This is a genomic window from Amycolatopsis sp. CA-230715, assembly GCF_018736145.1.
In the GTDB taxonomy this organism is placed as follows: Bacteria; Actinomycetota; Actinomycetes; order Mycobacteriales; family Pseudonocardiaceae; genus Amycolatopsis.
On sequence record NZ_CP059997.1, the window covers coordinates 7,255,919 to 7,270,105 of the forward strand.

Here is a 14,187-nt window from a genome sequence, read left to right on the forward strand (position 1 = left end):
GGTCGATGTCAACCGGCTCGCCGCGCGCGCCTGGCTATCATCGGGTCGTCTGCGGAACGGGGGACGGCGGCGCGATGGACCTGGTGCGGCTACGGGGAGTGGGGAAGCGCTACGGCGCGGGCCCGTGGGTGATCGAGGGCGTCGACCTGCGGGTGGACGCGAACGAGGTGGTCGCCATCGCGGGCACAAACGGCTCGGGGAAGTCGACGCTGCTGCGGATCCTCGTCGGCCTCTCCCGGCCGAGCGCCGGTGAAGTGCTGGCCCGGCCGCACGCCGTCGGGTACGTGCCAGAACGGTTTCCCACCAAGGAGCGGATGACCGCGATCGCCTATCTGCGGCACATGGGCCGGGTGCGCGGACTGTCCACAGTGGAGGCGGACGCCGGTGCGCATCAGCTGCTGGACAGGCTCGCGCTAGTCGGCGGCGCCACGACCCCGCTGCGGGAGCTGTCGAAGGGCAACGCGCAGAAGGTCGCGCTGGCGCAGGCACTTCTGCCGCGGCCGAAGCTGCTCGTACTCGACGAACCGTGGTCGGGTCTCGACGTGTCCGCGCACGGCGTGCTCGCGGACCTGCTCGCCGAGGTAGCGGGCGACGGCGGCGCGGTGGTGTTCACCGACCACCGGGAGGCGGTGGTGCGCGCTACCGCCTCGACCGCCTACCGAATCGACGGGGGACGGCTGGGCGTGTGGCGCGAGCGCGGGCGGGTCGCCACGGTCGACCTGGTGGCCGCCGCGGAGCCAGAGCCGGTCGACTGGGCAGGGCTGCCCGGCGTGCGCAGGGCGGATCACGGCGCGGGTTCCGTCACGGTGGTCGTGGACGGCGAGCACTGCGACGAGTTGCTGCTCACCGCCATCCGGGGTGGCTGGTCGGTGGCCGCGGTGCGCCGCGCCGCCCTGCCCGCGGAGGAGGTCCGGTGAGGGCGCTGGTCCGCTACACGCTGCTCGACGCGCTGCACTCCCAGCGGTACTTCCCACCGGTGGCGCTGTACATCGCCGCCGTCATGGTCCTCACCAGCAGCGGCGAGAAGGCCGTGGCGCCGCTGTTCGCGCTGACGGCCGCGGCGCTCCTCGTCTGTTCGACGTGGCTGACCGTGGCCGTGCACAACAGCGAAGACCCGGTGCAGCGCGCGATCACCGCGGTCAACGCGGGTTCCCCGCGCCGCGTGCTGCTCGCCGGGATCGCGGTGGCGCTGGGGTCCTCGGTGGTGCTCGGGCTGATCGGCCTCGCCTACCCGCTGCTGGTCGTCGGGCACGCCGCGCCGCTGACCCTGCTGGCGGGGCTGGAGGCCGAGCTCCTCAGCGCCTTCGTCGGGGTCGCGATCGGCACGGTCTGCTGCCGCCTCGTCGTTCCCCGGCTGGGACACGCGGTGATCTGCGCCGTGGTCGCGCTGGTGATCGCCGGGCTACCGCCGTGGCTGCCGCTCGTGCACCCCGCGTTCCGGCTGCTGGTGCGGGACGCGCCGCCGGGCGAGCTCGCCGGCTCGATGCTGCCGTTCCTGCTCTGCGGCGCGTTCGTGCTCGCCGGGTGCGCCGCCGTCACCGATGCCGTGGCACGCCGCCGCGACTGACCTCGCCCAGGAGAGTCCCTTGTGGACGGTCAGGCCGCGGTCTTTCGCCGTCCCAGCAAGCGTTCGACGAGCGGCGGGAGCAGCAGGAGGAACAGGGCGTAGTAGGTCACGCCGGGCACGAACGCGACCAGTAGCACGGCGACCAGCAACGCGGCGGCGGTGCTCACGCTCGAGTGCAGGAAGCGCGCGGGCAACGGGTTGCCCTCGACGGCGAGTGCGGGGTTGCGCCAGACGATCACGGTGAGCGTCGTCTGGCACAGGCTGCTCGCCAGCATCGTCCCGATGTAGAAGACCGCGGTGAACCGGTCGTTGCCGTACGCGCCGATCATCTCGGTGGGGAAGGGCAGCACCACGATCGTGAGGACCCACAGCGTGTTCCACAGCACGACCGGCTCGCTGAGCGCCCCCACGTGCTGGAACAGCTTGTGGTGCACTCGCCACAGGCGTGCGATGACCGCGAAGCTGAGGAGGAAGCTGTAGATCAGCGGCAGGTTCTCGCTGAGCACCTCCGTCGATTCGTGGTGCTTGCCGAGTGCTTCGGGAACCGCGTCCACCAGCGGCAGCACGAGCAGGGTGATCGCGATGGCCACGACGGCGTCGGTGAAGAAGACCAGCCGCTCTTGGCCCTGGGATGTGCGCACGCGGTCAAGCTAGACGATCCGGGCGGCACGTCCGTCCACGGCCCGGCGGTCCCGCCCGATAAACTGACAGTCCACATCGGAACGTCCGGTTTCGACGGTCGTGGCCGTCGGCGCACCCACGTGGTTTCGGGGAAAGGCGCTCGAATGTCCGTTTCGGAATCGGCCATCGTGGCCGTGCTCCGCGGCGCGGGCTGTGTGTTCGCCGAGGACGAGGCGCGGCTCCTGCTCGGTTCGGCGCGTGACGAGGACGAACTCGCGCGGATGGTGCGGCGGCGCACCGAAGGCGTGCCGCTCGAGGTCGTCGTCGGCTGGGTGGAGTTCCACGGCCGCAGGATCGTCGTGGAACCCGGGGTTTTCGTACCCCGCCGCCGGACTGAGCTGCTCGTGCGGCACGCCGTCGAGCTGGCGGGACCCGGCGCGGTCGTGGTCGATCTGTGCTGCGGCACGGGCGCGCTCGGCGCCGCGGTCGAAGCGGCGCTGGGCGGCCGTGTCGAACTGCACGCCGCCGACATCGATCCCGTGGCGGTCCGGTGCGCGCGCCGCAACGTGACCACGGGCGAGGTGCACGAAGGAGATCTCTACGACGCGCTGCCCGAATCCCTGCTCGGCCGCGTCGACCTGCTTCTCGTCAACGCGCCGTACGTGCCGAGCGAGGACATCGCGCTCATGCCGCCGGAAGCCCGCGAGCACGAGCCGCGCGTGGCGCTCGACGGCGGTCCCGACGGCGTCGATCTGCACCGGCGCGTCGCGATGGATGCGCCGCGCTGGCTCGCACCCGGCGGGTACCTGCTGGTGGAGACCAGCGAGCGCCAGGCGGAGCGGACCGCGGAAGCGCTGTCCTCCAACGGGTTCCGCCCACGTGTGGTGACCGCAGATGCACTGTCCGCGACCGTCGTGCTCGGACGGTTGGGCTGATCGGGGCACTCGGACGGCACCGGGATAAGGTCGCTCCGGGGTAGCACGGAAGGGGGAGGCCGTTGTCGGGGGAAGCGGAGACGACCACCATCCACCGCGCGCGCCGGGTATTGGCGTTACGACCGTTTCGGCGGCTTTGGCTGGTCACCGGCGTGTGCAGCTCGGCGGACTGGCTCACCATCCTCGGCCTCGCCGCGCTCGCCAGCGCGATCGCACCCGGGAGCACCGGGCTGAACTTCGCGTTCAGCGGTGTCCTGTTCGCGAACCTCCTGCCGGGGCTGCTGTTCGCCCCGATCGGCGGCCTGCTCGCGGACCGCTTCGACCGCCGCAAGGTGATGGCCGCCGCCGATCTCGTCCGCTGCGCCCTGCTCGTGTCCATCGTCCTGATGGACACCTACTGGTGGATCTTCGTCGGTACGTTCCTGACCCAGGTCGCCAGCATCATGTGGATCCCGTGCAAGGAAGCCGCGCTGCCGAACCTGCTCCGCAGGCCGGACCAGGTCGAATCGGCGGCGCAGCTGGGGCTGGTGATGACCTACGGCTTCTCCTTCGTGGTCGGCGGGGGCCTGTTCGTCGCGGTCTCCGGCGCGGGCACCGCACTGCACCTGCCGCAGAACCTCTTCGGCGCCAACGGTTTGCTCAAGCTCGCCGTCCTGATCGCCGCCGCGCTCTACCTGACCAGCGCGGTGATCATCGCGACCCGCCTGCCCGAGCTGTCCCTGCGCGGCGCCGCCCCGCCCGGCACGGCGGCCGCGTCCGAGGACGAGAAGCAGGGCGTGCTCGCGATGCTGCGCGACAGCGTCCGCTACATCCGGGGCACCCCGCTCGTCCGCGGTCTGCTGATCGGCATGATGGGCGCGTTCGCCGCGGGCGGCGCCGTGGTCGGTGCCGCCCAGCCGTACGCGCTCAGCCTGCTCGGCGGGCAGGCCACGTTCGGGCTGCTGCTCATCGCGTTGTTCGTCGGCCTCGGCGTCGGCATGATCGGCGCGCCGAAGCTGGCCCGCCGCCTCCAGCACGAGCGGCTGTTCGGTGTCGCGATCGTGGTCGCCGGGATCGCGCTGCTCGGCGTCGCGCTGTCACCGATGCTCGCGTTCTCCCTCGTCGTCGTCGCGGTCGTCGGGGCGTGCGCCGGCGCGGCCTTCCTCACCGGTATCACGATCATCGGCTCCCGCGTCGAAGACGGTATGCGCGGCCGGATCAACGCGGTGTACCAGGCCATGCTCAAGGTCGTGGTCGGGTGTTCGATCGCGGTCACGCCGCTGCTGGTGACCCTGGTCAGGCCGTGGACGACGACGGTGTGGGGCGATCCGATCCGGATCGACGGCACGCGCCCGGTGATCCTCTGCGCCGGCGTGCTGGCGATCGCGGCCGGCGCGCTGGCCCATCGGCAGATGGGCGCGGCCACGCGCCGCGAACCGATCCTGCGTGCCATCCGCGACGCGATGAGCTGGCGCGCGAAACGGGTCACCGGGATGCTGATCACCGTCGAAGGCACCACCGCGGCCAATACCGGCGAGCAGGCCAAGCGGCTCGCGGACTGGCTCGGCGCCGGTGAACGGGACGTGCTGCTGGCGAGCGATCCGGTGCTCGACGACGACCGGCTGACCGCGCTCACCTCGCTCGCGTCGCTGTCCGGGCCGCGGGCCCGCGCGCTCGCCGCCGCGGCGGTGCGCGCCGATATCGTCGACCGGTCCGTCCAGCCCGCGCTGGACGCCGGGTCGATCGTGGTGATGGAGCGGTTCGCCGATTCCTCGATCGCGCACCTGAGCGTGTCGACCGGGCTCGACGCCGGTGAGGTCGACGGACTGGCGTTCTGGGCCACGGGCACGCTGCGGCCCGATCTGGTGGTGCTCCTCGACACCGCTCCCGAGACGGCATCGAGCGGTGATGTGCAGTGGCGGGTGCGGGACGTGCTCAGGGAGATGGCCACCACCAGCCCCGCCAGGTACCTCGTGGTGTCCGGAGACGGTGCCGAGGAGGAGGTGGCCGAGCGGGTCCGGTTCGCGGTGTGGGCCGCGTTGACCGGCCGGTTCTCGGTGCCCACCCCCGCCTACGATCCCGCGCTTCCGGGATAAGCCCCCTTCGACTGTCCTTTGTGGCCGGTCATAGGTACTGACCCGCCATCGGGTCGCTGTTGGTGGTGGGCGTCGGCGGCAGGTCTTCGGGGGTCAGCAGGCGGATCTGTTCGGTGCCGAGCGGGGTGCTGTCGGTGGTGATCCTGCTGGCCTGCAGGGCGATCGCGCGGTCGAGGAGGTTGCGGACGTAGCGCCCGTTGCCGAACGAGGTGTCGCGCGCGGTCGCTCGCAGGAGGGCGCGGACCCCGTTCTCGACCCCGTCGGCGAGCGCGAGGCCTGCTTTGGCCGCCATGGTGGTGAAGATCGCGACCAGTTCGTCGTCGGTGTAGTCGGGGAAGTGCAGCGTGGTGGGAAACCGCGAGGACAGTCCGGGATTCGAAGCGAGGAACTTCGTCATTTCGCGTTCGTATCCCGCGACGATCACCACCAGGTCCTCCCGGTGCTCCTCCATACCCTTCAGCAGTTCGGCCAACGCGTCCTTTCCGTAGTCGTCCCAGGTCGCCGCGGGCGTCAGCGCGTACGCCTCGTCGATGAACAGCACGCCGCCCAGCGCGCGGGTGACCGCCGCGCGGACCTTCGGCGCGGTCTGCCCGAGGTACTCGGCGATCAGGTCGCTGCTGGTGACCTCGACCAGGTGTCCCGAAGACAGCAGCCCGAGCTGACCGTAGACCGCGGCGACGAGCCGGGCGATCGTTGTCTTCGCCGTGCCGGGGTTACCGGTGAACACCAGGTGCCTCGTCGGCGTGGACAGCGGGATCCCGGCGTCGCGGCGCAACCGGTCGACCTTCGCCTCGGCGACGAGCAGCCGCACTTCCTGCTTCACCGCGTCGAGCCCGATCAGGCCGTCGATCTCGGCCAGCGGATCGCTCGGCAGTTCCACCCTGGTCGCCGGCATCAGGGTATCGGGCACGTCCTCGACGAAGATCTCGTGCAGCGACTCGTCCTCGTCGACCACGCCGTCGGCGAGGATTCGCCGCGCCTGCAACGCGATCGTGCGGTCGAGCAGGGTGACGGCGGTCCGCGCGTTGCCCGCCGTGCCGGTCGTGGTCGAGTCGAGCAGGCCGCGGACCTTCTCGAGCACGCCGTCGCGCAGCTCGAATCCCGCCTCCTCCGCCTTGCGCGCGAACACTCCGGCGAACTCGCCCGCACCGAGGTTCGGGAACCTCAGCACCTTCCCGAAGTGCACGGCGAGATCCGGCTCCGCCTTGAGCAGGCCGTTCACCCCGGCGTCCGGACCGGTCAGCACGACGAGCAGGTTGTCCGAATGCGCCTGCACCGCGGCGAGCAGCGTGTTCATCGCCTCGCGCGGCCTGCTGTCGTCCGAGCTCGTGGCCTGCAGCGCGTGCGCGTCCTCGACGCACAGCACGCCGCCGAGCGCGCGGTCGACGACCCGGCGGACACCGGCGCTGATGTCACCGGTCCACCCCGTCACCAGGTCGGTCGCGTCCACCGTGACCAGATGCCCCGCTGGCAGCGTCCCGAGCGCGGCGAACATCCGGCCGACGATCCTGGCCACCGTGGTCTTCCCGGTGCCCGGCCCGCCGGTGAACACGAAGTGCCGTGGCCGGGAGGTCGCCGCCATCCCCGATTCGCGCCGCAGCTTCGCGGCCTTCTCCTCGGCGACGAACAGCGCGATTTCCCGCTTCACGGATTCGAGGCCGACGCAGGCGTCCAGCTCGGCTTGGGGGTCCGCTGCCCCGGAGCCGCCTGGCACCAGCCGCTGCGGCAGATCGGCCGGGCTCACCCGCACCGTCCTGGCACGACCGCTCTTCGACCGCTTGCGCGCCGCCGCGACCGACCGCTCCGCCAGGTGCTCGGCGAGCCGCGCGCCGCGCAGGTTGCCGAACCCCGGGGTCCGCGAGAGCAGGACCCCGCCCGTCGTGGCCACCGCAGGGGAAAGCGTGCCGCCGCGCTCGCCCACCGCGCGGGCGAACAGCTCGCCGAACGCCTTCTCGGTGAACTCCTTCGTTCGCGCGACCCGGAAACCCTGGTGCAGAGCCGGGTTCGCGTCGAGCACGCGCTGATCACCGCCTGGTCCACAAAGGACCATCACGTGCTTCCGGTTGCGCCGCAACTGCCTCCGCAGTTCCTCGGCGGCGGCCGCGCCGCACCGGTAGCCCAGCAGCCGGTCGAAGCCGTCGATGACGAGCAGCCCGCCCTCCGCACAGTCGGCGACCGCGGTCGCCAGTGTCTTCACCGCCATGGTGGTGTCCATGTCGGTGAACACCTCGTCGTGCAGCCACACCGCCCCGCCAGTGCCACCGCGGAAGCGGAGTTCGCGGTCGAGCAGGTCCGCCGCGGTCCGTCGGCCGCTGCCTTCCGGGCCCGCGACGAGCACCCGTGCCGGCTTGCCCTCGGCGGCGTCGGCCGCCGCGGCGCGCAGGGCCGTGGTCAGCGCGGGCTGCCCGATCAAGCGAGTCAGCGGTTCTTCCGGTTTCGGCGGCGCCACCCGCGCCGCGGTGGTGTCGGCCGCGAACCGGGCGGCCAGCCGGTTCACCACCGTGCGGCGCTCACCGAACAACTGGCGGAGATCCTTCTGGAACTGCATGACCGGGATTCCGCATTCGGTGGTGAAAGTCGGGAGGCCGGGCAGGCCCTGCACGGTCGCCGTCAGCCGCACCGCCATGTCGAGCCAAGCGCGGCAGGTGTCCGCCTCGCCCGCCAGCAGGCACCTGGCGAGCCAGTTCCGGATCTCCGATCGCCAGCCGAACGGGTCGAACCCGGGGGCGAGCCGGTTCAGCTGCTCGTGGACCGAGCCTTCGAAGCCCTGGTTGTCGATGACGCTGAGCTCGACGGGTTCTTCACGGATCCCCGCGTGCAGCAGGAGCCTGGCGAGCGCGACGTCTTTCGTGTCACCGGGGAAGAACGACCGCAGCCGGTCGTGCGCCGCGAAGAAGCCCTGGCACACCCACTCGAAATGGGCGACCGGGCCCGCCAGCTCCGGGAGCACGGTCAGGATCTCGTCATCGGCGGCGCTGGCCCAGAGTTCGTTGACCCGTGCCGTCGGCGCGGTCAGCACCCGCTCGTAGAGTTCCGAATCCGCGGTGACCTTCCGGTGCAGGGCGAGCAGCGCGCGCCGCCGTTCCTCCAGCGGCGTGATTCCCGCGAAGACCTCGAGGCAGTCGGGGAGGAGAGAAAACGCCAGCTCGCGCCGATCCCGGTCGGTACCGGCGGCGATCAGCAGCCAGTTGGCCGGCGGGCGGTACTGGTCGTCCGCGACCGAGTACCACAGGTTCGGGTTGCGGTCCGGGGTGTACCTGGTGGCCGCGAACCCGCCGAACAGCTCCCACTGGATGTCGCCCCTGCTCCCGGACCGCACCGAGCCGACACCGGGGAGGTGGTTCAGCACCGTGACCAGTTCCGCCCCGGCGGCGGTCGTGCCCTCGCGGTAGAAGTCGATCAGTTCGCACGGCAGCTCGGCCAGTCTCGGGTCGCGGTTGAACTCCTCCGCGCGGTCGCTGACTTCCTCGTAGCAGCCGTCCGGCACTCGCCACGGCCCGTGCGCGTACACGTCGAGCACGGGCTCGTCGGTCAGCAGCAGGTCGAGATGGTCCGGCAGGGCAGAGCCCGTCATGTGTTCCCCCGCGATCGTCCGGTGCAGTGGCACTCTAGGACGGCCGATCGGGAGGGGTACCGGGAACCGGCGAACTACCGGGGCTGCTGGCGGTACCGAGCGACGTACCTGGCGTGGATTTCGGCCTCGGCTTCTTCCTTGGCCAGCGCGCGCTGCTGCTTGCCCGTGCCGTAGGCGAACCCGTTCTTGCTGATCCGGTGCTCGCAGCTCTCGTCCATGTAGGCGAACGAGTAGAAGTAGCCGACCAGCGCGGCCATCAGGCACAGCGCGAGCCGCAGGCCGAGCGGGCCGGGAAGCAGCAGCCAGACCAGTACCAGCGGGGCGATGAGCACCGTGGTGCGCGCGGCGTGCCGCCACATCCAGGTGCTGGCCGTGATGTCGTGGAACACCCAGCCGCGGTACTTGGCCGGCAGCCTGCCGCCGAAGGCGTACCAGAGCCACAGCAGGGGGTTCGGGCGTACGCGTTCCAATTCGCACCTCCGTGGTCCTTTTGGATAGTACACTAATCATTAGCGCACTAAGTAAAAGTGACCACCGTCGCCCTGGGTAGGGTGGTGCCGGATCGCGAGGAGGTGACGGATGGCGTCGATCGATCTGGGGCCCGACCCGCTGGCACTGGACCGGCAGGTGTGCTTCGCGCTTTCGGTGGCCTCGCGCAGCGTGATCGCGATCTACCGGCCGTTGCTGGAACCGCACGGGCTCACGCATCCGCAGTACCTGGTGCTGCTCGCGCTGTGGGAGTCCTCGCCGCGCTCGGTCAAGGAGTTGGGGGAGGTGTTGCGCGCCGAAGCCGCCACCCTTTCTCCGTTGCTGAAACGGCTGGAGTCCACCGGTTATGTCACGCGGACCCGCAGCACCACCGACGAGCGCCAGCTCCTGGTCGAGCTGACCGCGAAGGGCAAGGAACTGCGCAAGGAAGCCGAAAAGATCCCATACCGCGTGGTCGAGGAGCTCGGGATGGAGCTCGTCGAGCTCGAACGCCTGCACGCCGCGCTGTCCGGCGTCATCAAGGCGACCAGGAAGGCGGACGCGCTCTGACCCCGTGTCGTTTCGGCCGCGGCCGAAACGACACGGGAGACAATCGGCGGTATGACGTCCAGGAGCGCGGAGTTGGCTCGCCTCGCCGGCCTGCTCGCCGACACCACCAGGGCCGGGTTCTGCCTCGCCCTGCTCGACGGCAGGGCGTGGACGGCGGGAGAACTGGCCGCGCAGGCGAAAGTCGCCGCGTCGACCGCCACCGAGCACCTCAACCGCCTCGTCGAGGGCGGTCTCCTCGTCGAGCGGCGGCAGGGCAGGCACCGGTACGTCCAGCTGGCCAGCCACCAGGTGGCGGCCATGCTGGAAGACTTCGTCGCGTTCCTCGGTCCCGTCGACGAACGCGGGAACACCCTGAAGGCGGCCACCGCTTCGGCCGCGCTCGCCCGCGGCCGCACCTGTTACGACCACCTCGCGGGGCGGCTCGGCGTGGCGATCACCGACGCGATGACACGGCGAGGCCTGATCGAGGCCCGCGACGGTTTCGCCTTGACCCGAGCCGGAATGGACTGGCTCACCGGTCCGCTCGACATCGACGCCGACCGCCTGCGAGCCACCCGGCGCCCGCTCGCGAAAGCCTGCCTGGACTGGACCGAACGCCGCTCGCACCTCGCCGGTTCCGCCGGCGCGCAGATCTGCCGCAGGCTCCGGGAGAACGACTGGATCCGGCGAAGCGGGACGGGGCGTGCGGTCCGCCTCACCCCGGCGGGAGCCACCGCGCTGCGCGATCTGCTCGGCATCGAGGACGACGCGCTGCTGGCATGAGCATCGTTCATGGCCGGGGTGAGAAACAAGCCTTGGACTCATCACGGTGGCCTGCCCGATGATCAGATCATGCACAAAGCGCGCAACGTCGCACTCGTGGTCGGCGCCAACGGCGTCATCGGCCGCAACCTCATCGAGCACCTCCGCGCACTGGACGACTGGTCGGTCATCGGACTCTCCCGGCGCGGCGGCGAGTCGGACGACCGGGTCCGGTACCTCGCCGTCGATCTGCTCGACGCCGAGGACACCCGCGACCGGCTCGCCGGTCTCACCGAGGTGACCCACGTCTTCTACGCGGCCTACCAGGACCGGCCGACCTGGGCCGAGCTGGTGCCGCCGAACCTGGCGATGCTGGTGAACGTCGTCGACGCGATCGAACCGGTGGCCACCGGCTTGCGGCACGTCAGCCTCATGCAGGGGTACAAGGTCTACGGCGCGCACCTCGGGCCGTTCAAGACTCCCGCGCGCGAGTCGGACGCCGGGCATATGCCCCCGGAGTTCAACGTCGACCAGCAGGACTTCCTCGAACGGCGGCAGCGGGGCAAGGCGTGGACCTGGTCGGCGATCCGGCCGTCCGTGGTGGTCGGCTTCGCGTTGGGCAATCCGATGAACCTGGCGATGGTGCTGGCCGTCCACGCGTCCATTTCGAAGGAGCTCGGTGTCCCGTTCCGGTTCCCCGGCGCTCCTGGCGCCTACGACAGCCTGCTCGAGGTGACCGACGCCGGGCTGCTGGCACGCGCGACCGTCTGGGCGGCCACCGACGAGCGCTGCGCGAACCAGGCGTTCAACATCAACAACGGCGACCTGTTCCGATGGAGCGAAATGTGGCCGAAGATCGCCCGGTTCTTCGAGCTCGAAGTCGCGCCCGGTCTCCCGATGTCGCTCGACGTCGTGATGGCCGACAAGGAACCCGTGTGGAACGCGATGGTCGAGAAGTACGGGCTCGCACCGACCCCGTACGCCGACGTGTCCTCGTGGGCGTTCGGCGACTTCGTCTTCTCCTGGGACTACGACATGTTCGCGGACTGCACCAAGGCGCGCCGGTTCGGGTTCCACGAGTTCATCGATACCGAAGCCATGTTCATGGCGGTCTTCGCCGATTTCCGCCGCCGCAAGATCATTCCGTGACGGGAGGCCGGCATGTCCTACCTCGATGACCTTCCCCTGGCCGGGAAGCTCACCGGTGTGCGGTTCGACGGCTGGGAAGACTGGCTGCGCGAGGAGTTCGTCCGCAACGACCACAACGGCAGAGTGGGCGGCACGCTGCTCGACGAGTCCTCGCACGCGCGGGTGTGGGAGATCCGGTTGGCGCCGGGCGAACGCGTCCCCGCGCACCGGCACGTGCTGGACTACTTCTGGCTCGCCCATGCCGAAGGAAGGAGCCGTCAGCACACCCACGACGGGACGACGCGGGAAGTCGCCTACCGTACGGGCGAGATCCGGCAGTACCACTTCGGATGCGGGGAATTCCTCTTGCACGACCTGGAAAACATCGGGACCACCGAGCTGTGGTTCACCACCGTCGAGTTCCTGCGGAGCGCGAACGCGCCGCTCCCGCTCGGCGAACGGTGACGAACTGTCGGTGGCTCCGGGTATGACCAGAGGATGCGAAAATCCCCGCGGCAACCCGATGAAAGCGGCGAGCCGCTCATCGGCGTGCAGGAAATCCGGCCGCCGAAATGGGCCGCCGTCGACCAGCAGGTGATCGCGGCGGGTTTCGGGCAGGCGCTGCGGACCCTGCCCGCGGCGGTGGCCGTGGTCGCGCGGCTGGCGTGGCGCACCTCGCCGCGGCTCGCCACGCTCGCGGCGGTCACCCATGTGGTTTCCGGGTGCGTGACCGCGTTCGGGCTCTTCGCCACCGCCAACGTGTTCACCGCCTTGCTGCAGCAGGGGCCCACCCCGGAGAAGGTGCTCGTCTCCCTGCCGGCGATGGCCGTGGTCGTCGGTTCGTACGTGCTGCGCGCCCTGCTGGACACGGCGGTGGCCGCGGTCGAGGGCACCCTGCGCCCGCAGGTGGTCCGCGCCGCCGACGACGAGGTCACCGCTGCGGTCGTGCGGGTCCGCCTGCTCGCGTTCGAGGACGCCGACTTCCGCGAACTCGCCAGGCAGGGCGCGAACCAGGGCGTGCGGTCGATCGAAACGAGCCTGCGGCAGCTCGCCGATCTGCTGTCCGCGTCGGTTTCCGTGCTGGCGGCGCTGGTCACCGCGACCGTGCTCAACCCGTGGCTCGGGCCGGTTCTGCTGCTCGCCGCCTTCGCGGACGGGTGGGCGGCGGGCCGGGTCGCCCGGCTCAACTACCAGCACTTCCTGGACACGGTGACGCGGCGGATGCGCAAGAACGTCGTCTCCGAAGCGGCCACCTGGCGCCCGCTCGCACTCGAACGGCATGCGCTCACCCTGCAGGACCGGCTGCTCGCCGAGTACCGCAGGATCGCGAAAAGCCTTGCCGGGGAAGAGATCCGGCTCGCCAGACGCAGCAACCTGGTCCGGTTGACCGGCCGTGCCGCGGCCGGTCTCGGCACCGCCGTGGCGTACCTGGTGCTCGGCATCCTGCTCTACGCCGGCGCCATGCCGCTCGCGCTCGCCGGTACCGCGGTGCTCGCCATGCGCACCGCGTCCACCGCGCTGTCCAACGCGACCCGCACGGTCAACTTCCTGTACGAGGACTCGTTCTACATCAGCTTCTACAACACACTGCTCGCCGAGGCCGAGAACAACCGCGACCCCGCGTCGTCGATCACCGCACCGGCCGATCCCGCCGAGATCACGCTCGATTCCGTGTCGTTCACCTATCCCGGCCGGCGCGAGCCCGCGGTGGACGGGGTCACGCTCACCATCCGGCGCGGTGAGGTGGTGGCGCTGGTCGGGGAGAACGGTTCCGGCAAGACCACGCTCGGGAAACTGATCACCGGTCTGTACCCGCCCTCGGCGGGGTCCGTGCGCTGGGACGGTGTCGACCTGGCCGACGCGGACCGGCGTTCCGTGCACGACGCGATCGCCGTGATCGCGCAGGAGCCCGCGCAGTGGCCGATGACCGCGAAGCACAACGTGATCGTCGGCAGGCTCGACCGCGTCGATCCGGATCTCGCGGCGTGGACCGAGGCCGTCACGAAGTCCGGTGCGGACGAGGTGCTCGCTTCGTTGCGCCTCGGCGAGCAGACCGTGCTGTCGAAGCAGTTCAACGACGGACAGGACCTGTCCGGCGGGCAATGGCAGCGGATGGGGATCGCGCGGGGCATCTATCGGGACGCCGCGATCCTGGTGGCCGACGAGCCGACAGCCGCGCTCGACGCCAAGGCCGAGGCGCGGGTGTTCGCCGGGCTGCAGCACGCCAGCGGTGACCGTGACCATCGGCGCACCACGGTGCTGGTGACCCACCGGCTCGCGAACATCCGCACCGCGGACCGGATCGTGGTGCTCAACCGGGGCCGGATCGCCGAGCAGGGCACGCACGCCGAGCTCATCGCGCGGCGCGGCCGGTACTTCGAGCTGTTCGAGATCCAGGCCGCCGCCTACCGGCACGGCGCACCCTGAAATCCTTTGTGGACAGTCAAGGTGGCCGGAGTGGGCGAGGACGGGCCCCGGATGGCACGGTGGAAGCACAACGGCAGAACG

12 protein-coding genes are annotated in these 14,187 nt (G+C 70.6%); 9 read left to right on the plus strand and 3 right to left on the minus strand.

The window, feature by feature from the left end; genetic code table 11:
* Positions 1-74: 74 nt before the first annotated feature.
* Together HUW46_RS34585 and HUW46_RS34590 are read left to right on the plus strand one after the other, a co-directional pair.
* Positions 75-917: an ATP-binding cassette domain-containing protein gene (locus HUW46_RS34585; protein WP_215550291.1), complete on the plus strand. Its 843-nt coding sequence runs from the start codon at positions 75-77 to the stop codon at positions 915-917.
* Positions 914-1,567, plus strand: a complete 654-nt coding sequence (locus HUW46_RS34590; protein WP_215542936.1) for a hypothetical protein — start codon at positions 914-916, stop codon at positions 1,565-1,567. Before HUW46_RS34585 ends, HUW46_RS34590 begins: the two co-directional genes overlap by 4 nt.
* A 29-nt stretch (positions 1,568-1,596) precedes the next feature.
* Here the strand turns inward: HUW46_RS34590 and HUW46_RS34595 are convergent, their stop codons facing one another.
* Entirely contained in the window at positions 1,597-2,208 is a 612-nt protein-coding gene (locus HUW46_RS34595; RefSeq protein ID WP_215542937.1) for a TMEM175 family protein, read from the minus strand.
* 144 nt (positions 2,209-2,352) lie between these two features.
* On the opposite strand from HUW46_RS34595, the gene HUW46_RS34600 reads away from it, so the two are divergent.
* Together HUW46_RS34600 and HUW46_RS34605 are read left to right on the plus strand one after the other, a co-directional pair.
* Positions 2,353-3,123 carry a putative protein N(5)-glutamine methyltransferase gene (locus HUW46_RS34600; RefSeq protein WP_215542938.1) on the plus strand — a complete coding sequence of 257 codons (771 nt, stop codon included), beginning with the start codon at positions 2,353-2,355 and terminating at the stop codon, positions 3,121-3,123.
* 62 nt (positions 3,124-3,185) lie between these two features.
* Entirely contained in the window at positions 3,186-5,198 is a 2,013-nt protein-coding gene (locus HUW46_RS34605; RefSeq protein WP_215542939.1) for a bifunctional MFS transporter/dTMP kinase, read from the plus strand.
* Between the two features lie 28 nt (positions 5,199-5,226).
* On the opposite strand, the gene HUW46_RS34610 is transcribed toward HUW46_RS34605, so the two are convergent.
* Positions 5,227-8,772 (minus strand): AAA family ATPase, encoded by a 3,546-nt coding sequence (locus tag HUW46_RS34610; RefSeq protein WP_215542940.1) that lies wholly within the window; start codon positions 8,770-8,772, stop codon positions 5,227-5,229.
* Between the two features lie 74 nt (positions 8,773-8,846).
* Positions 8,847-9,242 (minus strand): DUF5313 family protein, encoded by a 396-nt coding sequence (locus tag HUW46_RS34615; protein WP_215542941.1) that lies wholly within the window; start codon positions 9,240-9,242, stop codon positions 8,847-8,849.
* 109 nt (positions 9,243-9,351) lie between these two features.
* On the opposite strand from HUW46_RS34615, the gene HUW46_RS34620 reads away from it, so the two are divergent.
* From HUW46_RS34620 to HUW46_RS34640, 5 genes are all read left to right on the plus strand, one after another.
* The gene (locus HUW46_RS34620; RefSeq protein WP_215542942.1) at positions 9,352-9,810 is read left to right on the plus strand and encodes a MarR family winged helix-turn-helix transcriptional regulator; all 459 of its coding nucleotides are present in this window, start codon (positions 9,352-9,354) and stop codon (positions 9,808-9,810) included.
* 51 nt (positions 9,811-9,861) lie between these two features.
* Entirely contained in the window at positions 9,862-10,572 is a 711-nt protein-coding gene (locus HUW46_RS34625) for an ArsR/SmtB family transcription factor (protein ID WP_215542943.1), read from the plus strand.
* Between the two features lie 69 nt (positions 10,573-10,641).
* Positions 10,642-11,700: an SDR family oxidoreductase gene (locus tag HUW46_RS34630; protein WP_215542944.1), complete on the plus strand. Its 1,059-nt coding sequence runs from the start codon at positions 10,642-10,644 to the stop codon at positions 11,698-11,700.
* A gap of 12 nt (positions 11,701-11,712) precedes the next feature.
* Positions 11,713-12,144 (plus strand): hypothetical protein, encoded by a 432-nt coding sequence (locus tag HUW46_RS34635; RefSeq protein ID WP_215542945.1) that lies wholly within the window; start codon positions 11,713-11,715, stop codon positions 12,142-12,144.
* Between the two features lie 33 nt (positions 12,145-12,177).
* A complete protein-coding gene (locus tag HUW46_RS34640) occupies positions 12,178-14,106 on the plus strand; it encodes an ABC transporter ATP-binding protein (protein WP_215542946.1) in 1,929 nt (642 codons plus the stop codon).
* Positions 14,107-14,187 lie beyond the last annotated feature (81 nt).